Here is a 25,457-nt window from a genome sequence, read left to right as displayed (position 1 = left end):
CGGTTAAGCGTTTTAAACTCAAAATAGCTTTTGGGAAAAAGGTGAAAGGTTGTTTCTTTCCTTTTCCCATTCCCCTTTTTCCCCTTAACCGAAAAGCAATAACTTTATTTTGGCAACGGTATTGAGATACAAAACTCGCTTCCTTGCCCGATCGCAGACTGCACCTCTAGCTTGCCGTTATGTTTCTCTACAACAATTTGTCGGGCGATCGCCAATCCTAATCCGGTTCCTTTTCCTACCGCTTTGGTGGTAAACAAATGATCAAAGATTTTGGCTTGTACTTCCTGGCTCATTCCCTTGCCATTGTCTCTAATCCGAATTATCACTTGATTTGCCACCTTTTCTGTAGAAATGATGATTGTCTGAGGATGGGCTGTGAGTATTTCAAAAGAATGAGTGTGGGCAACTTCATCAAACATATCAATGGCGTTAGCCAGGATATTTAGAAACACCTGATTGAGTTGTCCGGGGAAACATTCCACAGCTGGCAATTCGCCATAGTTTTGAGCAACTTGAATTGCCGGACGAAACTCATTGGCTTTGAGACGATACTTGAGGATCAATAGCGTGCTATCCAGACCTTCATGCAGATTAGCGCTGACTTTATGTTCTGTATCAGCACGAGAAAAAGTACGCAGACTGATGCTGATAGTTTTGATGCGATTAGTCGCCCCTTCCATGGAGTCCAGCAGCTTGGGTAAGTCATCAATCAGGTAGTCAATATCAATATCTTCTGCATTGTCTTGAATTGATGGGACAGGATTGGGATAGTATTCTTGATAAAGCGCGAGATGATTGAGCAAATCTTTCAAATAGTCTTTGCCATTTTTGATACTGCCATTGAGAAAACCAATGGGATTATTGATTTCGTGAGCAACACCTGCAACTAGATTGCCCAATGATGCCATTTTTTCACTTTGGACAATTTGCAGTTGGGATTGCTCTAGCTGCTGGGCATAGGTTTGGGCTTGTTGATAGAGGCGGGCATTTTCGAGAGAAATAGCGGCTTCAGTGCAGAGGAAATTGAGTACAAGGATGCGATCGCTGGTAAACACGCCACGAGTTGTCTGATTTTCCAGATACAAAATGCCAACTAAATTGCCCTGACGCAGAATTGGTATACAAAGCACACTCTGGGGTTGATGGTAATGCAAATATTCACCCACCACCGGCAGATCAGTCTCTAACGCATCTACAACAACGGTGGTCATCGTATTTTTAACATACTGGATGAGTTTGGCAGGAACCTTGTTGTTGTTTTCCAGGGGGGCAACTTGCAGAGTCGTTTGTTCAAGATCGGCGATCACCCGAACTTGCCATAGCCCATGCTGGCAAAGTATTAACGCACATTTGTCTGCGCCAGAGTTTTGCAGCATGGTTTGGGTGAGGATACTCAGCAATTCATCCAGATCAATTGTGCTGGAAAGAATTTGACAGGTTTGCAGCAAGGTGGCGAAATCGAGCGTGGTGTTGATACTACTGCTGGCAGAACTCTTGCTGCTGGTAGAGGAGTGTAAATAGTTAGGGGCCGAGATGGTAGCCAAAGTTTCTAAAATCGTCTGTTGGCTATGTTGGGCTTGCAAAATCGGGCGTAACAGTTGGGGATAGCGTTGCTCCAGGTCATTGACTTTGGCGTTAGCTCCCCAGCGAGCATAGCAGTAGTAAGCTTCTTGCAGGTAGCTGGCTGCAATTTTTTCCTTGCCCCACTCCAGGTAAAATTTAGCTGCAAGTTCGTTGGCTAAGGCTTCTTCTTGGAGGTAGCCGTTGATTTTAGCACCAGAAATAGCGCGATCAAATAGTTCAATTGCTTCTGCTTTCTGTCCCAATAAAATGCTTAAAATCGCATTTACTAAAGCGCACTTATGAGCAAAGTTTTCCGGACAACTCACTGCCCATAAACTCAGTTGCGCTTGATTTGATTTAACTTTTTGGATATAACTATTGTCTAAACCTAGAGAATGAGTCCGACAATATTCAGCTATAGCAATAGATTGATAAAAATTGATAGCTGCGACTTGATATTTTCCGGTAATAGTGCCAACAAGGTCTTCAGCCCCTTCAGCTGCTGCCACTGCTTCTGCATAACGCCCATAAAAACATAAGACCTGAGTTTTTAGCAGCAAATAGTGACAAATTGCATAGTCGCTATTGTTGCTCTTACATACCTCAAGATGCTGCTCCTCAGTTGGGAGATTTTCTGTAAGATTAGCTGTCAGATCAGGGAGCAAAATTTTTAATCCAGAGATGACATCTACGGCAAGTTGATAGTTGAGTTTCTTGGCAGAAAATTCTAAATATTCCGGAAGATTTTGCTGAACTTCTAATACGCTGTCTCCTGCATAAAACGAATTGAGCAGCTTGTACATCAAAAGATTACCGGAGAAAACCATCTCCCCAGATTGCAGTCCAGCGACTAATCCTTGATCAAAAATAGGCAGTGAGCAACGTAAAGGACGCACCCAGGAAAGGAGATTATTCCCTAGCATATAGCAAGCTTTGCAGAGATTATCTGCTTGTCTGAAGCGTTTGGCTAAACTTTCTGCAAGTACTCCAAATTCATAGCCAGATTGATAGTCATTGTGATAATATCCCAGATACATTCCATAGGCTGAAAATCCGTTTCCAGATTCACCTATTACGCCAAAGTTGAGAGATACTGCAACCATCGATAATGCAACGAAAAAGTATAGCTCTGGCTTTTGTAGAACATAAACGGGTACAATTAAATTATTCAATATTTTGATAATCAAGCGTTTATCTGGAGCAGTTGCTTCTGGTTCATTTACCAATTGCTCTGGCTGGCGATTCGCTAATTTTATTTGAATTTCTTGTTGGTAAGATGCAAGTTTTGCCGATAAATCGATTTCTGATAAATCAAAATTCAAGCAAGATAATGCCTTTTGTCCATACTCAAGTGCTTGGAGGTACTTTCCTTGCAATGTGAACATTTGAATTGCCAGATTAAAAGCTTCAGCTCTTTCAATTGGTTGTCTGGCAAAGCTAGAAATTGTTTCAATAATTGCCATAGAAGATGAGAAATCTCCGGACAAATATTTAGCTTCTGCCAAATTAAAATAAACTTCTAAAGACTTTTCATAGCATTGCTGCCAGCTATCTGGAGGTAACAAACTTTCAGCCATTGTAAAGTAGTTGACAGCAACTCCATAGGCAGTAGACTCCTTAGCCCTTGTTCCGGCAAGACAGTTTAGCTGTAGAAGTTCTGAATGTTCTTCCTGGCTGCGATGAAGTTCAAAGCCCTGATTTAAGTGATTGACGATCGCAAAAATTTTGCTACCTTGTTCTTCTAGGGAAACATCAGCCAGCAGAAGTTTACCAATTTGGAAGTGAGTTGATTTTCTTAAAGTTTCAGGAATGAGAGAATAAGCTGCTTGTTGGACGCGATCATGCAGAAATTTGTAGGGTACAGCAATATTCTGTTGAGCCGTTTGGGTTTCGTGGCTCTGGAAAAACTTGTAGGTTTCAGAAATGGGAATAATCAAGCCTTCTTGCAACGCTCTCCACAGTGCAGTTGCGGCTTCGGTTTGGGATTGTTGAGAAACGATCGCCAGCGTATTCAAATCAAATTGATTTCCCACACAGGCTGCTAATTTCAGCACATTTTGGGTTTCCGGTGGCAATTTTTGCAACTGCTGTGCCATGAAGTCTACTACATCATCGGTGAATACCACAGCACTGATTTGAGCGATGTCACATTCCCAATAGCACCGCTCCTGATTGAAGGTGATGTGACCTGCTGTATGTGTTGCTTTGAGGAATTGGGTGATGAAAAAGGGATTGCCCTGGGTTTGGCGATCGATTAACTCAGTCAGTGGTTGAACCAGTTGAGTCGAACAAGCTAAGGTATCTGCAACCAGATGACTCATGTCTTGCAAGGTGAGCGGTAATAGCGTGATTGTATTAACCGTTTTCTGAGCTTTTTTGAGTTCTTCCACAGTCAAAATGAAGGGATGAACGGGCGAGACTTCATTATCCCGATAAGCACCCAGCATTAGCAGATAGCCATTGTCATTCATCAGCAGTTTGACCAACTGCAGCGAGGCGGAATCTGCCCACTGCAGATCATCCAGGAAGATGATCAAGGGATGCGCTGGAGTGGTAAAAACCTCAATGAACTTTTGGAATAGCAGGTTAAATCGGTTTTGGACGGCGCTACCTGACAATTCGGGAGCCGCAGGCTGTTTACCAATGATCTGCTCCAATTCTGGAATCACGTCGATCAGGACTTGTCCGTTATTACCCACGGCTGTCAGAATTTGGTTTTTCCACTGCTCCAAGGCGGCATCCGATTCAGACAGCAATTGCCCCATCAGATCTCGCAATGCCTGGACGAAGGCGGAGAGGGGAATATTGCGATTGAATTGGTCATACTTGCCCTTGATGAAATAGCCCCGTTGCCGGACAATCGGCTTATGCACTTCATTGACAACTGCTGTTTTACCAATACCAGAAAATCCCGCCACCAGCATGAGTTCTGATTTGCCATTAGCGACGCGCTCGAAGGCTGCTAATAACTGCTGAACTTCGGCTTCACGACCGTACAGTTTTTCGGGAATCAAGAAGCGATCGCTTAAATCCCGCTGCCCTAATCTAAAGTCAGCAATATTTCCTGTATCTTGCCATTCATGCAAACAGTGTTCGAGGTCGTGCTTGAGTCCGATCGCACTTTGATAGCGGTCTTCCGCATTCTTGGCCATCAGTTTGAACACAATCTCCGAGAGCATCGGCGGCACTGACGGATTCAGATGATGCACCTGGGCGGGGCGCTTCGCCAGATGACAGTAAATTAACTCCATCACGTCATCTGATTGAAATGGCAACTGTCCAGTTAACAACTGATAAAGCGTCACACCCAGCGCATAGAAGTCGGCGCGATAATCAATCCCACGATTCATCCGCCCCGTTTGTTCAGGAGCCAGATAAGTTAGGGTTCCTTCCAACTGATTTGGGTTCTGGATTTCCTGAGTTTCCCTGGGCAACAGGGAGGCGATGCTGAAGTCAATCAACTTGACCTGTTTTGAATCGGGATGAATCAGAATATTGGCGGGTTTAAGGTCTTTGTGAACAATCCGATGTTGGTGCAGCTCATGCAAAATTTCGGCGATTTGAACAGCGATCGCCAGCACTTCGATTACTTCCAGGGGGCGCTGATGGGCATAGTGATTGAGCGAAATCCCCCCAAAATCTTCCATCACTAGGGCATAGCTTTTCCCCAGAGGTTCCAGGCTCAGGGGCTGAATAACTCCCGCTACGGGTTGGTGTTCTTTGTGGGCATCGGTGATGCCCCGCAGGAGCGTAAACTGGTTGCGAAACTGTACCAATTCGCTGAAGCTGGGGTACTCTCGCCGCAACACCTTAATCACCACTGGACGCTGTTGAGCCGTTTGCATCGCTCGATAAACCTCGGTGCGAGAACCCTGATATATCTGCTCGATGAGGGTGTAACCCGGGAGGTGGAACGGTGGCTCAGACAGAGATTCAGTGATGGAGAGCATAGAACTTGGCCAGAGGAACTGTTTGGATTACATCTAAGATTCCCAAATAGTTCTATGATTTAACAATAACGCTCACTGACAATCCCGCAGGTAACGTAAGCAGTAAAACTATTTATTATTTCGTAGTAGGGTTACTTTCTCTGACAACGACACGTCCATGAAATGTTACAAATCCTTACTCAAAAGCCTGAGCCTATTTTATTAGCTCAAATATAAGTTATACCGATTGAAATAATGTTGATCACAATTCAAAATTCAAAATTAAGAATCTAGACAGAACAAGATTTTGGGTTTGTATATCTGCCGCATTCTTTTTTCAAAGTGGTATTAAAATCCAAACTACATCCGTTAGCTTAGTAGCTGCTCTTTCTCACGATACAAGACAAGCAAGGCAAAATCGGGCAATTTATAAAGTAGTGCAAATATTTTAAATTATGGACGCAGCCAAACGCCTTGCTACTCTTAATCGCATCCGCAAACTCAGTCGCCTCATGGATACATCTATACGCATTCCAGGAATTGGTTTTCGTATCGGTATAGACCCAATTATTGGATTAGTTCCTGGTGCTGGTGATTTAATTAGTACAGCGTTTTCTGCGTACATTATCTTTTTAGCTACAAGATTTGGTATACCACGCCAAGACTTAACGAAAATGATTTTCAATGTGGGTTTGGAAGCAGTTGTTGGTACTGTGCCTTTAGTAGGTGATTTATTTGACGCTTTTTACAAATCCAATATTCGCAATTTGGATATTTTAGAGCAGCATCTGAGCGCAGTTGAACCAGAAATTACAGAAGCGCCTGTTTATGCAGCAGCTAGAGATTAGGGACTAGAAGCCAGAGGCTAGAGATGAGGAGGTGTTTTCAAACCCCATAAATGAAAAATCTGGTAGCGCGCATCTCATAGGTTATTAGTGGACAAAAGTTTCGTATTAAGAATTACAAATTACGAATTATATTGTTGCTTTTGGACACATTTAAAACTGGCTGAAGCGGACTCCTGATGTGAAAACAATCACAGTAGTATGAAATACAAGGTTTGGAACAACATCTAGTCCTAACTCCAGCCTCTACTTAAAAAGCTGAATCCAAATATTCAAAACAACCTCACACATCTATGGGGTTGTTCTTTATTATTTATGGGATTTTTTATTCAGGTTGTTTTTCTTTTAAAAAAGGGAAAGGTGGAAAAGACACATCAATGATATTCTAGAGGGCACGGCATCCACAATTTTTTGGCAGATCTAATATCTTACTGGTGCCGTACCCCTACAAAGAATTTATCTGTCGCAAATATTATTTGAATTGGTATCAGCACTCAGCACTTTCAAGCAGTGACTAATCTGGTATTTTGCAGTGGAATTTTGACATCGGTATCTTGGTAAATTTCTGCATTCAGGGGTCTATAGATTAATTCATACCAAGCATGACCGACTTGTGCATCAAATCCTTGTGGTTGACCGCGCATAAATAGATGTAGGCATTTTACAGATTTACCTGGTAGCAACTGCCAAGAAAAACGGCTTGTATTTTCTTCGTAGGGGTGTGCGATCGCTTCTATATGTAAACTAGTTGCCAAACCATAAGCTGCATAAGGGTCTGTTGTGGAACCAACAGCGAACCAATCAGGTACAGGAAAGACTTGTTCTATATCTTGTGTTTGTCCAAGATTCATGTGTGCAAAATATTCTACACCAAAATCAAGATTGACTATTTCTGCACCTTCTATTCTGTCTTCTTGGGCTTTGGGTTTTCCTTTAATAAATAATTCTTCAATCAAATAATCTGCACCCGCATATAAACTAATTACCCGATAAAGTTCACAGACTAAATGGCGATTTTGACCTGTCACTGGATCTGTCCCCATATAATCGAAGGGTTCGGAAGCAATGGTAATAGTTGCACGTACAGGGCCGCTAGATTGAGATACCAGTCGATAGGAATGATTGAACAAAGAGACTTGATAATTGGGTGATTTGGGAGAAGCGATTCCTGGTAAGTGGAGTTTACTTACTTGCATACAGCGCTTTTCTGGATCTTGTCCCAACCATTCACCCATTGCAGCGCGAAATGGATCGAGAATTTCCTGGCGGTCTAACTGGACGCTGCTGGCTGAACCAGAAAACCAATTGCGTTGATTATCTTCAGGTGCGGGGATGAAATTAAACCAAATAATCAGGCGATTATTCACAAACCTGACTCCCCGTTCTCGCCCATCGGAACCGTAGACGACTTCTAAGTATGGTTCACCTACTCCAGGCGGTATGGGTTTACCTCTGTCTAAACGAATGAAAGTTGAGGCTAAGACATAATCTTCCGTTCCTGGGGGAATGGGTTGAGATAGATGAAAAACTAAGGTGTCACGGGAGGGATCTTCTGGATCAATGCGGTCGATTTGGGCTTTGAGAGGTTGATGTGTTAAGTCGCGGAGGTCGCTTAATACAAGTTCTGCCGGCGAAATTTGAAATTTTTGGGCGATCGCTTGCCAGGGTATAGTAAAGTTACCGCTACGCCAATAATTTGAGGGATTAAAAACAGTTAATAAATTCAGGGATGGCATGAGTTTGCCCTCCTATGAGTTTTATATATTTTTGACCCTAGGAGAAAAACTTGAGGAACTCGTGAGGAATGGCCGGAATAGACAATTTTTGTGATTAAGTAATAGGAAAGTAACTTACAGTACTAACAAAACAACCTATGAGGTTGTCGCTGTTCTATGACTCAAACTGATTCTCAACAGCCCATTAAGACTGCGGCTAAGATTCTAGAACTTTACGCAGCGGGAAAACGGAACTTTACTAAGGCGGAATTGGGTAAGGCTAATTTACAGGGGGTTGACATCAAAGGTGTTGACCTCAGCTATGCCGATTTAAATCATGCTAATCTCAGCGGTGCGAATCTTCGAGGTAGCGACCTGAGTTTTACAGATTTGAGTCGCGCTAATCTCCAAGATACCGACCTGCGCGGTGCTTTGTTATTTTCAGCTAATCTCCGCCAAGCTAATTTAACAGGTGCAAAGTTAGATAAAGCAGATTGCGATCGCAATACTCATTTCCCCAAAGATTTTGACCCAGTTCAAGCAGGTGTGCAAATTAAGGAGGGATAATACCAATTCAAAATTCAAAATTCAAAATTCAAAATTAAGAAAGCCTAACTCTATAAGGGCTGGCGAATTTGCATATTTTGTTGAATTTTGGAGAATTGGTGTCAGAAAGACTCGCGTAGAGGAGTTAGTTGGTTAACTGTTGACTGTTAACCGTCAGCAGTCAACAGTCAACACCATTTAAAGTTTAAGGACATTCAGTATTTGTACATTGGCGTTGGCAAAGTAGCAAGCCAAACCATGATTGCGGATCAGTCCATACTTGTAACGTTTGAAATGCATGGGTTTCTAAAACCGAAATTAATGTGGGGATGTGAAATTTCCGAGAGATTTCGGTGCGAATTGTTTCTCCTGCTTGTAAGGAAACTTCTAAATCTAAAGCTTCTAGGAAAACGGTTTGATTAACTAGACTCCGCAGATGCATTTCAATTTGATTATCTACTTGATTATAAAAAGCCCAGTGAGCAAAATTGTTGAGGGAAAAATTACCCTGAAATCTTTGATTAATGTGGTTGAGAATATTCAAGTTAAAAGCAGCAGTTACTCCTTGAGAATCGTTGTAAGCTGCTTCGATAATTTCTACCGACTTTTGTAAATCTACTCCCAATAAAAAGAATTCTCCTGGTTTTAATGCTTGTTGTACTTGGGTGAAGAATTTGTGAGTTTGTTCGTCATTTAAATTGCCTAAAGTACTTCCTAAGAAAATTAACATCCGATTTTCTAATTCGGCGGAGGGAAGTTCGGCTAAGGCTTGTTCGTAAGTTCCGGCTAAACCGCAAAGTTTTAATTTGGGGTATTGCTCAAGCAAATCTAACGCGGTGGTTTTGAGGATACCGCTACTAACATCTATGGGGTAATATTGTAGTTCTTGAACTACCTCGCTATATGCTTCTAATAATAGGCGAGTTTTGCGCGAACTACCGCTACCTAATTCTATTAAATGACAAGAGCCTGTCATCTTAGCAATTTCAGCAGCGTAGGTTTCTAAAATTGCTTGCTCGGTGCGAGTAGGATAGTATTCTCTTAGGTCACAAATCTGCTCAAATAGTTCCGACCCACGGTCATCATAGAAGTAACGACAAGGCAAAGTTTTGGGATTTTGAGTCAGTCCCGCCATGATATCTGCACCTTCATCGACTGATGCGATCGCTGAATTTAAATTAATCCAACGCAGCCGTGAATGCTCTTTATTTTCAGTCTTCAATTTTCTGCTCTCCTGGGGTTTAAGTGAAAGATAAAGTCTGAATGATAAATGATAAAATAATCAACTTTATATTCATCCTTGATAATTCAGACTTCAGCTTTTTATACTAAAGCTATTTCTTGACCTTTTCTATCTATCTCAGGGTCTTGATTTTGGGCTTCATATTCACCAAATTGCTGAATGAGTTTGGCAACTAAACCTGTCCATCCTGTTTGATGACTTGCACCGATTCCTGCGCCGTTATCACCATGAAAATACTCGTAAAACAAAATTAAATCGCGCCAATGTGGATCAGTTTGAAACTTTTGTGTATTACCATAAACGGGTCGTTGTGCAGCAGAATTCTGTAAGAAAATTCGGATTAATCTTTGAGATAGTTCCGAGGCAACTTCCCAAAGCGTCATCATTTTACCAGAACCTGTAGGGCATTCTAATAAGAAATTGTCGCCTAAGTAATGATGAAATTTTTGCAGTGATTCTATCAGCAGAAAATTCACTGGGAACCAAACAGGGCCTCGCCAGTTGGAATTACCACCAAATAAGCCACTGCTAGATTCTGCAGGTTCATAATCTACGCGAAATTGGCTACCATCAACATCAAAAATGTAGGGATGTTCGCTATGAAATTTAGAAAGAGCACGAATACCGTGGGGGCTAAAAAACTCATTTTCATCGAGCATTTTTTGCAGTATACTTTTGAGTTTATCCCGTGAGACAATTGCTAATAATCGTCTTGCACCTATGCCTTTAGTTTCCATACAGGCGACATTTTGCCGTAAGTCTGGGCGATTTTTAATGAACCATTCCAAGCGACTTTTGAAGCCAGGAAGCAGATTAATAGTTTCTGGTTCCAACGTTTCAATAGCAAACAGGGGAATTAGCCCTACCATTGACCGGACTTTTAAGGTAATCTGTTTTTCTGCTAAATGCAGTACGTCGTAGTAAAAGCCATCTTGCTCATTCCACAAACTAGCTTCCAGTTCGCCAATTTTGTTCATTGCATCAGCGATGTAGAGGAAATGTTCAAAGAATTTAGTGGCGATGTCTTCATAAACAGGATTGGTTGTTGCTAATTCCAGTGAAATTGCCAACATATTTAAGCAATACATCCCCATCCAACTAGTACCATCAGATTGGTCAATATGTCCGCCTGTAGGTAAAGTAGCACTACGGTCAAATACTCCTATATTATCTAACCCTAAAAATCCCCCTTGAAAGACATTATTACCTTCAGCATCTTTGCGATTTACCCACCAAGTAAAATTCAGCATCAATTTCTGAAATACTCTTTCTAGAAATTGGCGATCGCTCTTACCATATATCTTTTGTTCAATCTTATAAATTCGCCAAGTTGCCCAAGCATGAACAGGCGGGTTAACATCACTAAATTTCCACTCATAAGCCGGAATTTGCCCATTAGGATGCATATACCATTCCCGCGTTAACACATCTAATTGATATTTGGCAAAGTCAGGATCAATAATTGCCAAAGGAATAGTATGAAAGGCTAAATCCCAAGCTGCAAACCAAGGATATTCCCACTTATCAGGCATAGAAAGTATATCTTCATTGTAGAGGTGAAACCATTCATGATTTCTGCCTTCTTGCCTTTCTGGTGGTGGCGGTGGTGTATTGCGATCGCCTTTTAGCCAATTTTCTAATATGTAGTGATAAAATTGCTTACTCCACAGCATCCCAGCAAATGCTTGTCTTTGCACATTTCGCATATCTGCACTCAGGGGAAATGGTGTAATCCGTTGATAAAATGCATCGGCTTCTTGTTTTCTATTTAAGAAAATAGCATCAAATTCTGAGTTAAATGGCTCAAATAAATTTGGTATATCACTCAAGCGTAATTTGATAGTTTGGGTTTCCCCTGCACCAACTGTTAGCACATAATGAGGTGCAGCTTTCGTCCCAAATTTCTCGGGATTTACAGCCTGTTTATTACCTGAGACAATATAGTCATTAATGCCATCTTTCACATAGGCAGAGGTATTAGGAGAGCCAAATAATCGCTGATTATTGGTTTCATTTTCTGTAAACAAAATTTCGGTTGATGTTTGACAATACAACCATCTATTACCTAAAGTGGGATGGGAAGCTTCGATAATTTGCCAGCTATTACCAGAATTTACTTGCTTCAGGTGAGGTTTATTAGTATCTCCATTCCAAGACCAAGTATTGCGAAACCACAGAGTAGGTAAGAGGTGTAATGTTTTAGTTTCGGGGCCGCGATTAGCTACATTAATTTGAATGAGAATATCTTCAGTAGAATTTTTCGCATATTCTACAAAAACATCAAAATAGCGGTTTTCGTCAAAAATACCTGTATCTAATAGTTCAAATTCTGGTTGGAGACGATTACGACTTTGATTTTCTGTAACTAATTTTTCGTAAGGAAAAGCGCTTTGGGGATATTTGTACAACGCCTTCATGTAGGAATGAGTCGGCGTACTATCTAAATAAAAGTAATAATCCTTGACATCTTCGCCATGATTACCTTCAGTTCCTGTCAAGCCAAAGATTCTTTCCTTGAGAATCGAGTCTTCGCCATTCCAAAGTGCGATCGCAAAACATAGCCGTTGATGATTATCCGAAATCCCGGCAATCCCATCTTCACCCCAACGGTAAGCCCGAGAACGCGCCTGATCGTGGGTGAAGTAGTCCCACGCTGCACCGTTATGACTATAATCTTCTCGTACCGTTCCCCATTGGCGATCGCTTAAATATGGCCCCCACCTGCGCCAATGCGCTTCATGATTTCGGGCGGCTGCTAATCTGATTTCTTCCTGGGTTGAAGTTTGCATCAGTATCACCCCGTGCCTACCTGCACAATAATTGAGTTCCTCTATTTGCTGTCTGGAGTATCCTGTACTCACCAAATATCAGGCTGAGTTGCGACTTAAAATATTCTAGAAATTAGCCCAACATAAATACAGCATATACTCAGGAAAAACTCAGAATTATGGTAATTGGTAATGGGTAATTGGTAATTGGTAATTTTAAAAACACCCAAATTATGATCAGGGCACGGCATCCACAGATTTTCAATGATACAGATATCTGATTGATGCTATGCCCTAAGCTACAGGATAATTTACAGCAGATTGCTAGTTGGTAATGTACAGATAATTGTAAGGGCACGGCTGCCGTCATTGGTGTCAACTTAACGTGAAACCCGCTTGGCGACAAGGTTCTGCCCACACCCCCAGCCCCTCTCCCACCTGGAGAGGGGAGCAAGAGATTTAATTCCCCTTCTCCCCCAGGAGAAGGGGTTAGGGGATGAGGGGGAGGGTTTTTGTACAACACGCGCCTTATATAGCTTTTAGCTGAAGTTGAAACGTATGGGCTGCGGTGCCCCTACCCATGTACTCCATTTACCTGAAATAAGCTGTATGTTATTGTGTTGGCTTAAATTGCTAGACAGGCTTTCAAGGAATAACCGAATATTCTAGAAACCTGGCGACGACATATCGGACATTTGTTGATATCCGGTTGATCTGGTGTAGCACCGATTGGTTGCCAATAAATTTTACTAGTTCCATTGGCGGTGATTTCGACTTCCATGCGGTAACGAATCTTCTTCTTGCAAACCAAGCAGGGCTTTTCACTATATTGCAGCATACATAAATCCTGTCGTCAAAAAACTGAAACTTGATAGCCGTGTCAATACTTCTAATAGAAGTATTTATTTGTCAGTACTTAACAGGAGTAATATGCAGATTTTTAAAATAATTAAAAATCTGATATTTATGTTAATAAATAGTCACTCACAGTGATAAAACTTTTAATGAAGTTTGCAAAATCACCTGTTTGTTATCGTGGCTATAAGACTTTTTCAGCAAGTCCTACGAGAAATATCGGAATCCGATTTGATTTCTGAAAAATTTCAGCCACAGATGCGTTACGCTATCGCTAACGCATCCTACGTAAGTTTTAACAATCAAATATGAGTTCTATAGCAAATGCGATCGCAGTTGTGATTTTAGCGATCGCATTTGCTATTTTGCGGTCAAAATTACGCAAAATTGAGATATTGATTGGTGAGAGTAACCGCACAGGCGGTGCGCCATCAACTATGAATAGAAGAAACACTCATCCCTAGTTCCTTAAAACCAACCTTCTTGTTCTAAGGTTTCGATTAACTGTAAACCACGGGGGTCGCCTACACCTAATAGTGAGGCTTTAGCGTCTTCTCTCACGCCTAAATCTTTGTCTTCAGCAAAAGCCTGAATTAAAGCGTCGATAGCTGTGGCGTAAACGATGTTAGATGGAAGTTCGCGGCACAATTGCCCAATTGTCCAAGCGCAGTTACTCCGGACTGCGGCTACAGGGTCTTTGACCAAGGCTTCAATTAGTGGTGGAATTGCGCCTAAAACTGCTTCATAACCAACATCTGCCATTTGCGCTAAGGCACTAGCAGCCCACAAGCGCACTGCGGAAATATCTGTTATTAAAGCATCAGTTAGGGGCGCTAAGGAACGGCGATCGCGGCAGTTTCCTAAAGCCCAAACTACACCTTTGCGGACATAGCCATTCCAATCTCGGTTGAGTTGGTTAATTAACGGCTCTACTGCATCTTTACTGGGATTGCGCCCGATCGCATAGGCTGCACTCACCCGCACTAATGGACAGGTATCAGTCAACAGCCGGATGAGATGGGGCGTAGCACGTGCATCTTCAATGTCACAAAAAGCACGCGCCGCTAGCATTCTCTGCTGCGGTTGGTCATTTTCTAAGAGAACTAGCATCACATCGGGATCTGGTTTTGCCACTTCTGACTCAGCAGTTAACGGCTCCATTCGATCCAAGGGACTTTCTAGCTCGTCTTCTATATCAAGTAGGCTTAGGTCGTCTTCGTCATACATAATAGTGCAAGAAGGCAAACCCCAAGAGGGGAATTCAAAATTCAAAATTCAAAATTCAAAAAAATAGGAATTTTTTACCAGTTTATTAGGGCTGAAGCAATTGTCATATTTTTTCTTAAAGTGTGTTCATGGTCAAGAATCCAAAATTTTTGGAATTTTGACTATTGTACAGACGCGATTAATCGCGTCTCTGTGAATCTTGACTGCTAATTGAGTAATTCCAGCCTATTTTTCCGTACTGAGTGATTTTACCATCCACAGGGATTGGGTTTGATAACCAAGTTGATGATAAAGATTCAATGCTGGTTGGTTAGATTGAAAGACTTGTAACCCCAGTTGGCGATCGCCTCTTTGATTCGCCCAATTTTCCACATACTTCATCAACGCTGTACCAATACCCCGCCGCCGATATTCTGGCAAAACGTAAAGCAGAAAAATGTGAGCATGACGAGTCCCAGTGACTTGATCGATAGCATTTCCCACCCATAAACAAGCGACGGGGGATGAGGGAGATGAGGGGGATAATATTTTCTTTTCTCCCTCTGCTTCCTCTGCTTCCTCTGCTCCCTCTGCCTCTTCTACCCACCACAAGGGGGTTTTACTAGAAAAGTACTGCTCGACTGTTTGGGCGAGATGGGAAAAATCCGCCTGGGGAAATATATCCTGGTAACTGCGTTGCATGAACTTTACCAGTAGCGCTCGATCCAAGCTGGAGCCGAGGCGGATTTTGTACCCTGGTAGCAGTTGGTTAGGCACTGTGAATACTTGACAAAATTACCCCTACCTCTTCAATTGGTGCAGGTGCAGCCATATCAGAAGGTAAAAATATCCTGGCGCTGACTGCTACAAGGGCGAGGATAAATACTAGCACTACAAGCAAAGGGGCGATGTATTGACGAAAAATAGCCATATATGTATGTGAGGGAGCAAGGTAGGTCTACGAACTTAGTTGTAGAGATTTGTAAAGTTTTCTTGGTTTATTTTAGCGATGTTCGGGGGATAAGGGACTTCCAACTAAAAAAATATACTATCGCTTTCTTGGCAGGGGGCAGGGGGCAGGGAGCAGGGGGAGAATAAAAATATTCTCGGACTATATTTGGATAATTTATTTTCTGGAAGTCCCTAACTCACAAGAAGTTATTGGGTAGAAGTTATCGGCGATCGCGATCCAAGTCTTCAATCACTTTCTCTACATACCAATTTTCAGACATTCCCGGATAATTCTCCCTGGCTTGTTCAATTAAGCGTTCAGCAGTGTCTATATCACCATCTAGCCGCGCCACGAGATCATTTCTCAAATCGTTATGAGTGAGGAATTCTTGGGCTGTTTGTTGTGTGATTTCACTATTGAAGCTATTAAATGACTGTACTTGCTGGCGGCGCAATTGCCAAAATAAAACATAGTACAGTGTGCCAAAAATTAAAATCAGGCTGATTGTTCCCAAAAGAGTTAGCAGGTTAAAGCCTAAAAACCCCAAAACTAACTGTGAGAGAACGTAGCCTAGTAGCAGGCCCGTAACCAAAAGGATAAACGTGCCGACAATAATCACTACTTGGTTCCCCATACATCCTCTTCTTCTTCCTCAAGTCCTGGTCTTGTAATTGCCACTGGTTGAGGGTTCCAGGGGGCAAATATTGGTAATAGCAATAATCCTGGCACAGCAGCAACGATAGTAATAATGAAAAATAACGGCCAACCTGTATTTTGTGCGATCGCTCCACCGGGAGATGCGAGAATATCACGGCTGACAGCCATTAAGCTGGAAAGTAAGGCATACTGAGTTGCCGAAAACTTCTGGTTACACAGACTCATTAAAAATGCCACAAAAGCAGCTGTTCCTAAACCACCACAGAACTGTTCGATGTTGATGGCTAAGACCATAGCTTGATAGTTTTTCCCTGTGTAAGCAAGAGATAAGTAAGCAAAATTACTCACAGCTTGTAAAACGCCAAATACCCAAAGCGAACGGTTGATGCCAATTCTACTCAAAATTGCACCGCCTGCCAGTGCCCCCACAATGGTAGCGATTAATCCCATCCCTACCTGAATTGCGCCAATATCGGTTTTGGTAAAACCCACTTGCAGCAAAAATGGGGTGGTCATATTGCTCAGTAAAGCATCACCCAGCTTGTAAAGGGTAATGAACAATAAAACCAAAAAGCCTTGAATCACTCCTCGGCGTTGGAAAAATTCACCGAAGGGTAAAATGACGGCATCGGTTAACGAGGCGGGAGGGCTAATTGCTTCTGGTTCTGGTGCAAATAAAGTCGCAAAAATCCCCAATACCATCGTACCTGCCATCAATAAATAAACCGATGACCAAGGGATTCTATCAGCCAGGATTAATGCTAAAGCACCAGCCACTAACAAAGCGATGCGATATCCCAAAATGAAAACCGCCGCCCCAGCCCCCATTTCCAGCTTTTCTAAAACGTCAGTGCGGTAAGCATCAGCAGCAATATCTTGTGTTGCGCTCAAAAAAGCAATAACGATAGCGTTAATGGCTAGCAGCTGTAATGCTTGTTTGGGTTGTTGGAATGCCATAATTGCGATCGCTACTGTTAAAGCCAGCTGCGTCACCACTAACCAACCCCGCCGTCGTCCCAAAAATGGCATTGTAAAGCGATCAAGAAACGGCGACCACAAAAATTTTAACGAATAAGGCAAACTAGCGAGGCTAAACCACCCAATAGCAGCCAAATCCACCTGTTCCACAGTCATCCAAGCTTTCAATGTATTACCGATTAATAGCAGCGGTAACCCCGATGAAAACCCCAGAAACAATAAAGCCGCCATCTTGCGGCTACCAAAAACTTCCAATAGCGATCGCAGTGGATTCATAGTTTCGTTTTGGTATCTCCTCACCTGTTGCGAATTGCAGTTATCTTGCCATTACTAGAGGATTCCACGCAAATCGGGAAGGTTGGGGATTGGGGAACTCTGGGCCCCCTCTGGGGATAAGGGGTAATGGGGATTGGGGACTGGGGACTGGGGATTGGGGATTGGGGACTGGGGATTGGGGATGAGGTAAGGGAGCAGGGAGCAGGGAGCAGGGGAGAAATAATTAATGGCAAACCCCAAACACCAATTACCAATTACCAATTACCAATTACCAATTACCAATTACCAATTACCCATGCCCCATGCCCAATACCCCATACCCCAATTAAACTTGATAAACTTCATGCCCCCTAATTTCTACCTTGTGTGCAGCGAGACATTTTTCCCAGCCTTCACGGGTGCCAATTTCGCTTTTTTGCTGGAGTAGTCCTAGTTGCTGTTCTTGCTGGGTGAGTTTTGCAAATTCTTCGTAGCGTGGGTAGTTTGGTGTCACAAAGGTTTCTTTACGGTGCAAAATTGGGGGATTTGTTCGGGTTTCGTAGTCGCGGTGAGTAATTCTTAAGGTTAGGAAGTCAATAATAATACTGGCTTTTAAGGCAGGGTGGGGGTCTGTGTCGAATTCGGGGTAAAAGAGATAGCAAATTTGCGGTTTATCAGTGCAAAATTTAATTAAAGTAGCACCATCTACACGCCCGATGGTACGGCTAGCGCAGCCTTCATAGATTCGCAGTAAAGCATCGAGTTCTGCAAGGGCGGAAACATGGACATATAATGCCCCACGGGTATGTTTACCAATTTTGCTTTTTTCGCAAGCTGTTTGCACTACCCTGGGTTTTCCTAAGCTAAACAGTTTTTGATCTGCAACTCCACAAGCTTCTTCGTAACTGCCAAAAAAGGCTTTGATGTCATGACGAATTTCTGGGGCGAGTTTCTGCCATGAGGGGCGTTGCTCAAAGTGGGTGAGGGCGAGATAAACTTGAATATCCAGAGAACGACGATAGGCGATCGCATCCCATTCTGCTTCATCGGTAGCTTGTAATACTACACCAAAGGCACGGCGGAAGTTACCAAATTCACTCAGTAGTTCCTGTTCGTTGCTCAATTCTCCTTTGACTGGTAATCTCCCGCGTTGGGTGAAAAATGCCATCAATGGTGCAAGTAGTTCTTGGTAATCTTCAAAGCGCTTGCTGGGAATGCGAACTCTGGGCGTAGAAGTGCGAGAAAAGAAGCGGATGGCTTTGAAACTTTCTTTTTCGGCTTCATCGCGAAAGACAAAATAAACACCTAAAGCTACGGGTACAGCATCTACATTCAGTACCTCATCAATGTAACTTTTCAGTTCTTCTTGCTCGTAATATTTCTGAAAAGTATTGCGCCGGGTAACAATTCCATCACTGTAAGCTATTTGTGTTTTACTTGGGGCGTTAATTAAAATTTGTGCAGCGACGATTAAGACTTTGTGGGTAAGTTCCCAAGCTTTAATTAAGCTTTCCCGCCTTTCTTGGGTATCTTCGATAACGTTCAGGACATAACCCAAGTTGACAACATCAGCGGCGGTCATTTGCTCATCAGGATAATAATAAGGATCCCAGCCGCCACTGGTATAACCTAAATTTGCCACGCGCTGGACATCGCCACCATAGCCGCAACCGTAGTCAAAGAAAGTCGTTTCCTGATTGAGGATTGACCATTCTATAGCTAATCGTACCGGACGAGAGATATCAGTACGTGCGATCGCAGCTCTGTGACGCTCGATTTCTAACGCTTCAGGCATAATACAGTCAACAGTTAACAGTCAACAGTTAACTAATATCCTGTCAATCTTTTAGCGCTAGTTCAATTAAATCTTCAATTTTCTTGATATTTGGGTCACCGGCTAAGTAACCAATTCCCCGATGTAAATGCAAGCGAAATTGGCTAGCTAGGGTTTCTTTATCGGTGGCGTAACCGTCGTTGTGACAGCGTTGCTTGAGGGCGAGGAGAAAGATATCGGACATATCGCCACCAAAAACGCGCCAGGTTAATTCCACGTTGCTATCTTGGGGGATGGGTACAGGGGAAGGTGGTGTGGGTTCTGCAAGAGAACGACAAAAAGCCCAACGACATAATATATTCCATTGGTCAATTTTGGTGTTGCGTCGCAGTTTAAGTAGTTGGTCTTTTGCAGTTTGGGAAAGTTTAAATCTTTCGATAGGTGATTCCATAATTTTTATAAATAAAGAGTTTGAGCGAGAATTGCAGTAGTCGCTGGTTACAAACCTAAACAGTAGCGAACAGCAGCTTCCACTTCGAGCATTTTTGAGTCTGAAAGCTTCCCAGACGGTTTTTCAGGAAAGCGATTTGGATCTAAAGAACGAATTTGAAAACACAAAAATACTGTTTCAATAGGTAATCCGCTATCACTTGGTAAGACTCTGATATTTGTAGGGTAATCGCGCTGAATATTTGTACCTTTTGTCCCAACAATTACAGTTACAACCAAAGGTAATTGATTAATAGCATCAATAGATAAAACTAAAACTGGTCTGGTTCCTGACTGTTCTCGACCCTGAACTGGATTCAGATTGACAAAATAAATTTCTCCTCTTTCGATAGCCACAATTTTTATAGTCCATCCATTTCCGTAACACCAAACTCATGATTAATAGAAGCAATTTCCCTCTGAATATCTAAATCATTAGCCATCGCAGCTAGTTGTTGATTCATAGATTGCACATTAGCCAGTTGATGAGATAATTGTTTCTTTTCTTGCACTTTGCTTTCAACACGTTCTAAGAGCCATTCTAGTTCCTCTAATGACAGATTACTTAGGTCACGCTCTATTTCTTGTAGATATGGCGATATCATAACTGCGTATCCTTTGCTCGAATGTTGTTAGATATATTGTAAATATCTGAGAGGAAATCAATTGCAATTAATTCTTCTGGTAATAAGCTCATCACTCGATGATTTAGATGAAAAATATTACCAGAAATATTTATGTTTGATCACTGTGGTTTGACGAGTGGCAGAATTATAATCGAGGAGATATTCGTGAGCGATCGCTTCATTTTCTCTCAGTGTCTCTACTTCTTTTTTACCAATTTCTGTATCCGTAGAAAGCAAAATTACTTGGTGGCTAGCGGAGGGAAAGTAGCGTTCTACTAAGTTACTGCGGTGGGATGAGTCGAGTCTACCAAGGGGGGTGTCAATTGCTACTGGTAAGCGGCGACCGGAGACTCTAGCTAAACCCCAAAGAAATGCGATCGCCAGTAGTTGTTTTTCGCCAGCAGAAAGGCGATGTTTGGGGACGGGTTTACCGTTTAAGTCGTAAAGCGAAAGGCTGAAGGTGTTAGTGTCAATCGCCACGCGATGAACTAAATCAGATTTGTGTAACAGATAGCGGAAGCATTCTGTCACCTCAACTTCTAATTTGTTGAGTTTTCTCAGGGTTAATTTCTCGCGGAAAAGTTTGAGGGTTTCTTGGACTCTAACCGCAGATTCAATAATATGTCCTTTGTTTTGAAGTTTAAGATTTGTATCTGTATAATTTTCTAAGCTTTTTTTGGTATTTTCAATCTCCGTTGCTAATTCATCTAAGCGACGTTTGGTAATTTCCCAAGCGGCTTTAGCTTCTGCAACTTGCTGTTGTGCTTGTTGTAATTCATCAACTAATCTTTGATATTCTTCGGGTGAGGCGGCGGTTTGAATTTGTCTTTCTAAGGTAATAATTTCTTCTTCTTGAGAATTAAGCAGTGTAATTTTATCTTTCGCTTTGGTTTTGGCATATTCCAGATGATGATGGATAACATTATCTAATTGATGTAGGGTTTCTGTGTCAGCTAATAGCCAAGGTTCAGCAATGGCGGCGTTATCTAAATCTTGATTTTCTTGGGAGATAAAGTCTTTAATTTGAGTTACTGCTGCTTGCTCAATAGCTAATTGATTAATCAAATTGAGTAACTTTTTATCTCTCTCAATTAATAAATCATGCGCCACTTTCGCTTGTTGAATGCGAAATTCTTCTTCGCCTTGCTTGTAAGCTTCATTTAATAGCGGTGTAATCAATCCTAGAGGTAAAAATTCGGCGGCTAAATCACATAATAATTGGCGGATTTTTTCTGTTTCTGTGATTCTGTCTTGCTTTTGTTTCTCTAATTGGCTGCGTTCCCCGGCAATTTTGCCACCTTCAGAAATAAATTTATGTACAGCTTCTTGTTGTCTAGCTTCCGCTGCTGTTAAATTCTCTTGGAGAGATGTAATTGATTGCGATTCTTGATGATACTCATCTTGTAGTTCTTTCAATTTATCTTCAATTTCTTCAATATTCGCTAAATCTTTAGTATCAGCAAGTTCTTTGCGTTTGCGATTGACTAGGATATCTAAATCTACCGCTAATCTATCGGCTAACTCTAAACCTAAAAGTCCGCTAATCGCATCCACTACTATTGGCGGTGGTATTTCCTGTTCTGCAAGTTCTTTAACTTGTTCGCCATCAAATAAAAATAAGTTAGATATTCCTAAAGGTAAGAGATTTTCAATATATTCATCCCAAATATTTACTAAAGCCGTATCTAACCATTCATGAGCATCTAAAATACCTAAATGGTCTTTACCATCTTTAGGATTTTTTTCCCAGGTGCGGACAACGCGATATTTTACTGGCTTGTCATTTTCGATATGTTCAAAAAGTAATTCAATGCGCGTCTTTTCTACGGGATCGGTTTTGCTATTAACGCATTGAGTTAGGAAATCGCTATAACTTAAATTACCACGAGTGGAACATTGAGCGCGATGACCATAAAGCGCTAGGCGAATTGCATCCATGAGGGTGGTTTTTCCGCCACCATTCATTCCACCTAACAGAATAATTGGGCGAGAATTTTCATGATTTCTGGGGTCAAGATTGATTACTTGTTTACCAGCGTAGGGGCCAAAGTTTTGTAATACGAGTTCAAGAAATATCATTTATATGAATTAATGTAGGATTCGGGAAAATTACTGGGATATAGAGATACAAGAGAAAAAGAAAGGTAACTTTAGATAATTGTAGGTTGGGTTGAACGCAGTGAAACCCAACATTTTCGCGTTTTTGTTGGGTTTCGTTCCTCAAACTAACCTACGCAGGTTAAGTTTTTTGATATTAACTGAACGGTATTGAATTATAAAACAACGGGATGGGCATTTACCATCAAAAATGTTGGTTACTCAATTGCAAATTGCCTTAAAATCCGCGTTACCAGCGTAAATATTAATTAATTTGGATGATTTCTTCCCAAAACAGTTGAGCTAGATTAGAATCTCCATCAGCATCATCTCGTATTTCTTGCCGAAAATATGAAGCCTGTGACACTTACTGCTGGGGGAATCGCCATCCTAGTGTTTACCAAGGCTTTTGAAACCACTATAGAACTAGATACAGCGAAGCCGAACCTTTGTATGTGCAAGCTTTAGATATTTGTGAGCAAACTTTAGGGGTGAATCATCCCCCATTGGTGTTAACTTAAGCTAAAAGCTATATACGGCGCGTGTTGTAAAAAAAACCTCGCCCTCATCCCCTCACCCCTTCTCCCCCTGGCGAAGGGGAATTAAATCTCTTGCTCCCCTCTCCTGATGGGAGAGGGGCTGGGGGTGAGGGCAGAACGTTGTCGCCAAGAGGTTTTCACGTTAAGTTGACACCAATGATCATCCCCATACTATGACTGTACGTGAAAATTTAGCATATCTTCGCGATCGCCTCTCCTCAGAAAAGTAAAATTCAAGTTCTCAGCCTGATAAATCAAGCTTTTATTGAAAGCGGCGGGAAACTCCATCCCCTTGTGGGTGGAGAGGGATAGCCGCCCCGCCGCTTGGGGCATAGGGCATTGGGCATTGGTATTTTCTTTCCCATGACGGCAGTTGCTACAACGGGGGGAACCCCCGCAACGCACTGCCTCCCCTATGCCCAATTCCCAATGCCCAAAAACTCCATCCCCTTGTGGGTGGAGTTTTTCATCTTCAAGTTTCGTGTTCTGAACTCGAAGTTTCCTGTTCCAAACGAGAAAATTCCTGTTTCTAGCTTGAAGTTTCCTGTTCTGAGGTGAAATGATGGAGTTATGAAGGCGATCGCTCCTGTAAAATTCTCCATTGTTTGGTGTGCGATCGCAAATCACCAGCCTATCTTGTAGAGACGCGATTCATCGCGTCTCCCACAATGATTAATTATTTGCTGGAACTAGTTGCACATCTTCACAGGAACCACCTGTCAGGCTATAGTCATCTACCTGAACCCAGCTATCTTGACCTAAAGCCCAAAATCCCGTGAAAATATTGTACACAGTTTCATTGCCAGTTCTAAATGACAGTGTCATAGGTGTGTAGCGAGGTAAACTACCAAACTTGATTTCGGAAAAAACCTTCTGTTGAGCATCTCGCACTCCAAAATAACCATCTGTAACATTGCCTGATGTGCGGATATATGCTGTTAACTTATATTGAGTGTTGGGTTGTAGTCTGACGCGTTGACGAATACCATTCCATCCCGAAACATTCCGCATCCAGACATTATTTTTACCCCTATTGCTGTAGCCTAATCCAATATCAACGCCAACTCTACCTTCCCCAACCCAAGGACTGCTGATTCTTTGGTTAGTTTGTGCTTCAAAGTCTCCACCATTTAGGGGAGCAGCACAAGAGGCTGGAGTTTTAGTAGAAGGGAAACTCAGGGAAATTACAGCAGTTATGAATACTGCTATTTTGCTGAGAGATAACTGTTTACTAGTCATTTAACTTTATACCTTTACTTAAGATAATTCTGTAAACTGCTGAGTATATAATAGGTTCGCCCTTAGCAGCTTTATGCAAATTATCTATGTTGCAGGTAAGAAGTTATCGTAAGCCGATATGATGGCTGAAATTATTTGCTGATGGAGGAAATAGGGAAGAGAGAAGAGGGAATAAAAGCTGAGGTAGGACAGAATTTCCGGAAGTATTAAGAATTAGATGGTTTATCTTTATGGACTTTTTTAATGATTTCCATGTAGACATTAACTTCATTCACTTCTACATCATGTTCAACTCTAGTTACTTTCCATTTCTCCTTTTTAAGGTAAACTTCCTCTCCAACTCTGGGCACAAATTGTAAGTCATAAAACTTTTTAATATACTCTTTTTCGTTCTCTTCCCATAAAATTACTTTGGCTATTTCTTTAGACATGGTTAAGCTTTATCCTTTGTTGTTAGTAAGCTCCATATAGGAGTTTGATGACATCCACCTGGCAAGTTTATCTTACTAATTCCACATCAGAAGGTAGTTAAAACCACATTATTTACTAATATTCATTAGTCTGCGTATTATTGACTCTAAATCTAGAGTAGAGATACTCAATTTTTATATAGAAATCATCATAAATAGAGGATGCGTTATTAACGCATCCTACTTGGTCGCAGGAAGCAAATTTTTACTCATTTTACTAACTGGAACAATCATCCCTCTTTTTAAGTAATGAGGCGCTTTTTCGATAAATTTAAAACCCAATCTCCTATAAAATCCTTCAGCGTAAAGGCTAGCAGTTGTAATTACCTTTTCTATACCTTGCTTGCTAGCTGCTTCGCAAAAATGATTAACTAAGGCTCTACCAACACCTTGCCCTTGGTGTTTAGGATGCACGTATAATGCTATGAGTTCATCAAAAATGTAACTAGTGAATCCCACAATTACATTTTTATCAACAGCAACCCAGCAATTTTTGATTTTCATACTCCTGAGAATATTAGCACCGTCAGGTTGGTCTAGGTAGTTTCGCCAAGCTAACAGTTCTTCTTCAGAATATAAAGTTGCTGGTAGCGCTTTGATAGCAGCAATATGAATTGCACTCATACAGCAAGCATCTGTTTCGATAGCAGGACGAAGAAATTGGTCGTTAGCGCTCATGATTATTAATTCGTAATTCGTAATTCGTAATTC

Annotated in this window: 21 protein-coding genes and 1 pseudogene; 4 read left to right on the top strand and 18 right to left on the bottom strand. The window is 41.8% G+C overall.

Annotation, left to right across the window (positions count from 1 at the left end; genetic code table 11):
- Window positions 1-104 precede the first annotated feature (104 nt).
- Entirely contained in the window at window positions 105-5,513 is a 5,409-nt protein-coding gene (locus AACU25_RS14505; RefSeq protein ID WP_096576718.1) for an ATP-binding sensor histidine kinase, read from the bottom strand.
- A gap of 434 nt (window positions 5,514-5,947) precedes the next feature.
- Between AACU25_RS14505 and AACU25_RS14500 the strand changes: the two genes are divergently transcribed.
- Complete coding sequence (locus tag AACU25_RS14500; protein WP_096576716.1) at window positions 5,948-6,340, top strand: DUF4112 domain-containing protein; 393 nt, start codon at window positions 5,948-5,950, stop codon at window positions 6,338-6,340.
- 500 nt (window positions 6,341-6,840) lie between these two features.
- Here the strand turns inward: AACU25_RS14500 and AACU25_RS14495 are convergent, their stop codons facing one another.
- Window positions 6,841-8,073 (bottom strand): hypothetical protein, encoded by a 1,233-nt coding sequence (locus AACU25_RS14495; protein WP_096576714.1) that lies wholly within the window; start codon window positions 8,071-8,073, stop codon window positions 6,841-6,843.
- 156 nt (window positions 8,074-8,229) lie between these two features.
- On the opposite strand from AACU25_RS14495, the gene AACU25_RS14490 reads away from it, so the two are divergent.
- Window positions 8,230-8,619 (top strand): Alr5209 family pentapeptide repeat protein, encoded by a 390-nt coding sequence (locus AACU25_RS14490; protein WP_096576712.1) that lies wholly within the window; start codon window positions 8,230-8,232, stop codon window positions 8,617-8,619.
- A 184-nt stretch (window positions 8,620-8,803) separates the two neighbouring features.
- Here the strand turns inward: AACU25_RS14490 and egtD are convergent, their stop codons facing one another.
- From egtD to AACU25_RS14475, 3 genes are all read right to left on the bottom strand, one after another.
- Window positions 8,804-9,820 (bottom strand): L-histidine N(alpha)-methyltransferase, encoded by a 1,017-nt coding sequence (egtD, locus tag AACU25_RS14485; protein WP_321206823.1) that lies wholly within the window; start codon window positions 9,818-9,820, stop codon window positions 8,804-8,806.
- Window positions 9,821-9,921: 101 nt separating this feature from the next.
- The gene (locus AACU25_RS14480; protein WP_096576710.1) at window positions 9,922-12,630 is read right to left on the bottom strand and encodes an MGH1-like glycoside hydrolase domain-containing protein; all 2,709 of its coding nucleotides are present in this window, start codon (window positions 12,628-12,630) and stop codon (window positions 9,922-9,924) included.
- Between the two features lie 604 nt (window positions 12,631-13,234).
- Entirely contained in the window at window positions 13,235-13,447 is a 213-nt protein-coding gene (locus AACU25_RS14475; RefSeq protein WP_155539265.1) for a hypothetical protein, read from the bottom strand.
- Between the two features lie 325 nt (window positions 13,448-13,772).
- On the opposite strand from AACU25_RS14475, the gene AACU25_RS14470 reads away from it, so the two are divergent.
- Entirely contained in the window at window positions 13,773-13,928 is a 156-nt protein-coding gene (locus AACU25_RS14470) for a hypothetical protein (RefSeq protein ID WP_190445913.1), read from the top strand.
- Window positions 13,929-13,932: 4 nt separating this feature from the next.
- Here AACU25_RS14470 and AACU25_RS14465 read toward each other — a convergent pair whose 3' ends face one another.
- From AACU25_RS14465 to dndD, 10 genes are all read right to left on the bottom strand, one after another.
- Window positions 13,933-14,691 (bottom strand): HEAT repeat domain-containing protein, encoded by a 759-nt coding sequence (locus AACU25_RS14465; RefSeq protein ID WP_096576708.1) that lies wholly within the window; start codon window positions 14,689-14,691, stop codon window positions 13,933-13,935.
- 225 nt (window positions 14,692-14,916) lie between these two features.
- Window positions 14,917-15,447, bottom strand: coding sequence for a GNAT family N-acetyltransferase (locus AACU25_RS14460; protein WP_321206822.1), 531 nt, complete (start codon window positions 15,445-15,447; stop codon window positions 14,917-14,919).
- Window positions 15,440-15,601 carry a hypothetical protein gene (locus tag AACU25_RS14455; protein ID WP_167727210.1) on the bottom strand — a complete coding sequence of 54 codons (162 nt, stop codon included), beginning with the start codon at window positions 15,599-15,601 and terminating at the stop codon, window positions 15,440-15,442. The genes AACU25_RS14460 and AACU25_RS14455 overlap by 8 nt, the downstream gene beginning before the upstream one ends.
- 241 nt (window positions 15,602-15,842) lie before the next feature.
- Window positions 15,843-16,256, bottom strand: a complete 414-nt coding sequence (locus AACU25_RS14450) for an ABC transporter permease (protein WP_096576706.1) — start codon at window positions 16,254-16,256, stop codon at window positions 15,843-15,845.
- Window positions 16,241-17,533 (bottom strand): AmpG family muropeptide MFS transporter, encoded by a 1,293-nt coding sequence (locus tag AACU25_RS14445; RefSeq protein ID WP_190445916.1) that lies wholly within the window; start codon window positions 17,531-17,533, stop codon window positions 16,241-16,243. The genes AACU25_RS14450 and AACU25_RS14445 overlap by 16 nt, the downstream gene beginning before the upstream one ends.
- Window positions 17,534-17,858: 325 nt before the next feature.
- Window positions 17,859-19,307, bottom strand: coding sequence for a DNA phosphorothioation-associated putative methyltransferase (locus AACU25_RS14440; RefSeq protein ID WP_096576702.1), 1,449 nt, complete (start codon window positions 19,305-19,307; stop codon window positions 17,859-17,861).
- Window positions 19,308-19,350: 43 nt separating this feature from the next.
- Window positions 19,351-19,737, bottom strand: a complete 387-nt coding sequence (dndE, locus tag AACU25_RS14435; protein ID WP_096576700.1) for a DNA sulfur modification protein DndE — start codon at window positions 19,735-19,737, stop codon at window positions 19,351-19,353.
- 47 nt (window positions 19,738-19,784) lie between these two features.
- Complete coding sequence (locus AACU25_RS14430; RefSeq protein ID WP_096576698.1) at window positions 19,785-20,132, bottom strand: type II toxin-antitoxin system PemK/MazF family toxin; 348 nt, start codon at window positions 20,130-20,132, stop codon at window positions 19,785-19,787.
- Window positions 20,133-20,137: 5 nt separating this feature from the next.
- A complete protein-coding gene (locus tag AACU25_RS14425; RefSeq protein ID WP_190445912.1) occupies window positions 20,138-20,380 on the bottom strand; it encodes a hypothetical protein in 243 nt (80 codons plus the stop codon).
- Between the two features lie 117 nt (window positions 20,381-20,497).
- The gene (gene dndD / locus AACU25_RS14420) at window positions 20,498-22,480 is read right to left on the bottom strand and encodes a DNA sulfur modification protein DndD (protein WP_096576697.1); all 1,983 of its coding nucleotides are present in this window, start codon (window positions 22,478-22,480) and stop codon (window positions 20,498-20,500) included.
- Window positions 22,481-22,926: 446 nt separating this feature from the next.
- Between dndD and AACU25_RS36930 the strand changes: the two are divergent.
- Window positions 22,927-23,019, top strand: a pseudogene (locus AACU25_RS36930) (tetratricopeptide repeat protein); the annotation flags it as partial.
- Between the two features lie 690 nt (window positions 23,020-23,709).
- Here AACU25_RS36930 and AACU25_RS14415 read toward each other — a convergent pair.
- The 3 genes from AACU25_RS14415 to AACU25_RS14405 form a co-directional block, all read right to left on the bottom strand.
- Entirely contained in the window at window positions 23,710-24,276 is a 567-nt protein-coding gene (locus AACU25_RS14415; RefSeq protein ID WP_096576693.1) for a hypothetical protein, read from the bottom strand.
- Between the two features lie 206 nt (window positions 24,277-24,482).
- Window positions 24,483-24,707, bottom strand: coding sequence for a hypothetical protein (locus AACU25_RS14410; protein ID WP_096576691.1), 225 nt, complete (start codon window positions 24,705-24,707; stop codon window positions 24,483-24,485).
- A 219-nt stretch (window positions 24,708-24,926) separates the two neighbouring features.
- Window positions 24,927-25,424: a GNAT family N-acetyltransferase gene (locus AACU25_RS14405; RefSeq protein ID WP_096576689.1), complete on the bottom strand. Its 498-nt coding sequence runs from the start codon at window positions 25,422-25,424 to the stop codon at window positions 24,927-24,929.
- Between the last annotated feature and the right edge of the window lie 33 nt (window positions 25,425-25,457).

Origin of the sequence: Tolypothrix tenuis PCC 7101 (assembly GCF_963874875.1) — a bacterium.
Taxonomy (GTDB): Bacteria; Cyanobacteriota; Cyanobacteriia; order Cyanobacteriales; family Nostocaceae; genus Aulosira; species Aulosira tenue.
The sequence above is the reverse complement of the archived record's forward strand: the minus strand, read 5'-3'. Positions and strand labels throughout refer to the sequence as shown.

Excerpts from the sequence above, each read along its gene's own strand:
- dndD (WP_096576697.1), bottom strand. The coding sequence starts at position 22,480 with ATGATATTTCTTGAACTCGTATTACAAAACTTTGGCCCCTACGCTGGT.
- AACU25_RS14455 (WP_167727210.1), bottom strand. The coding sequence starts at position 15,601 with ATGGCTATTTTTCGTCAATACATCGCCCCTTTGCTTGTAGTGCTAGTA.
- AACU25_RS14440 (WP_096576702.1), bottom strand. The coding sequence starts at position 19,307 with ATGCCTGAAGCGTTAGAAATCGAGCGTCACAGAGCTGCGATCGCACGT.
- AACU25_RS14445 (WP_190445916.1), bottom strand. The coding sequence starts at position 17,533 with ATGAATCCACTGCGATCGCTATTGGAAGTTTTTGGTAGCCGCAAGATG.
- AACU25_RS14450 (WP_096576706.1), bottom strand. The coding sequence starts at position 16,256 with ATGGGGAACCAAGTAGTGATTATTGTCGGCACGTTTATCCTTTTGGTT.
- AACU25_RS14475 (WP_155539265.1), bottom strand. The coding sequence starts at position 13,447 with ATGCTGCAATATAGTGAAAAGCCCTGCTTGGTTTGCAAGAAGAAGATT.
- AACU25_RS14480 (WP_096576710.1), bottom strand. The coding sequence starts at position 12,630 with ATGCAAACTTCAACCCAGGAAGAAATCAGATTAGCAGCCGCCCGAAAT.
- AACU25_RS14500 (WP_096576716.1), top strand. The coding sequence starts at position 5,948 with ATGGACGCAGCCAAACGCCTTGCTACTCTTAATCGCATCCGCAAACTC.
- dndE (WP_096576700.1), bottom strand. The coding sequence starts at position 19,737 with ATGGAATCACCTATCGAAAGATTTAAACTTTCCCAAACTGCAAAAGAC.
- AACU25_RS14415 (WP_096576693.1), bottom strand. The coding sequence starts at position 24,276 with ATGACTAGTAAACAGTTATCTCTCAGCAAAATAGCAGTATTCATAACT.
- AACU25_RS14505 (WP_096576718.1), bottom strand. The coding sequence starts at position 5,513 with ATGCTCTCCATCACTGAATCTCTGTCTGAGCCACCGTTCCACCTCCCG.
- AACU25_RS14465 (WP_096576708.1), bottom strand. The coding sequence starts at position 14,691 with ATGTATGACGAAGACGACCTAAGCCTACTTGATATAGAAGACGAGCTA.
- AACU25_RS14425 (WP_190445912.1), bottom strand. The coding sequence starts at position 20,380 with ATGATATCGCCATATCTACAAGAAATAGAGCGTGACCTAAGTAATCTG.
- AACU25_RS14470 (WP_190445913.1), top strand. The coding sequence starts at position 13,773 with ATGAGTTCTATAGCAAATGCGATCGCAGTTGTGATTTTAGCGATCGCA.
- AACU25_RS14495 (WP_096576714.1), bottom strand. The coding sequence starts at position 8,073 with ATGCCATCCCTGAATTTATTAACTGTTTTTAATCCCTCAAATTATTGG.
- AACU25_RS14490 (WP_096576712.1), top strand. The coding sequence starts at position 8,230 with ATGACTCAAACTGATTCTCAACAGCCCATTAAGACTGCGGCTAAGATT.
- AACU25_RS14410 (WP_096576691.1), bottom strand. The coding sequence starts at position 24,707 with ATGTCTAAAGAAATAGCCAAAGTAATTTTATGGGAAGAGAACGAAAAA.
- AACU25_RS14405 (WP_096576689.1), bottom strand. The coding sequence starts at position 25,424 with ATGAGCGCTAACGACCAATTTCTTCGTCCTGCTATCGAAACAGATGCT.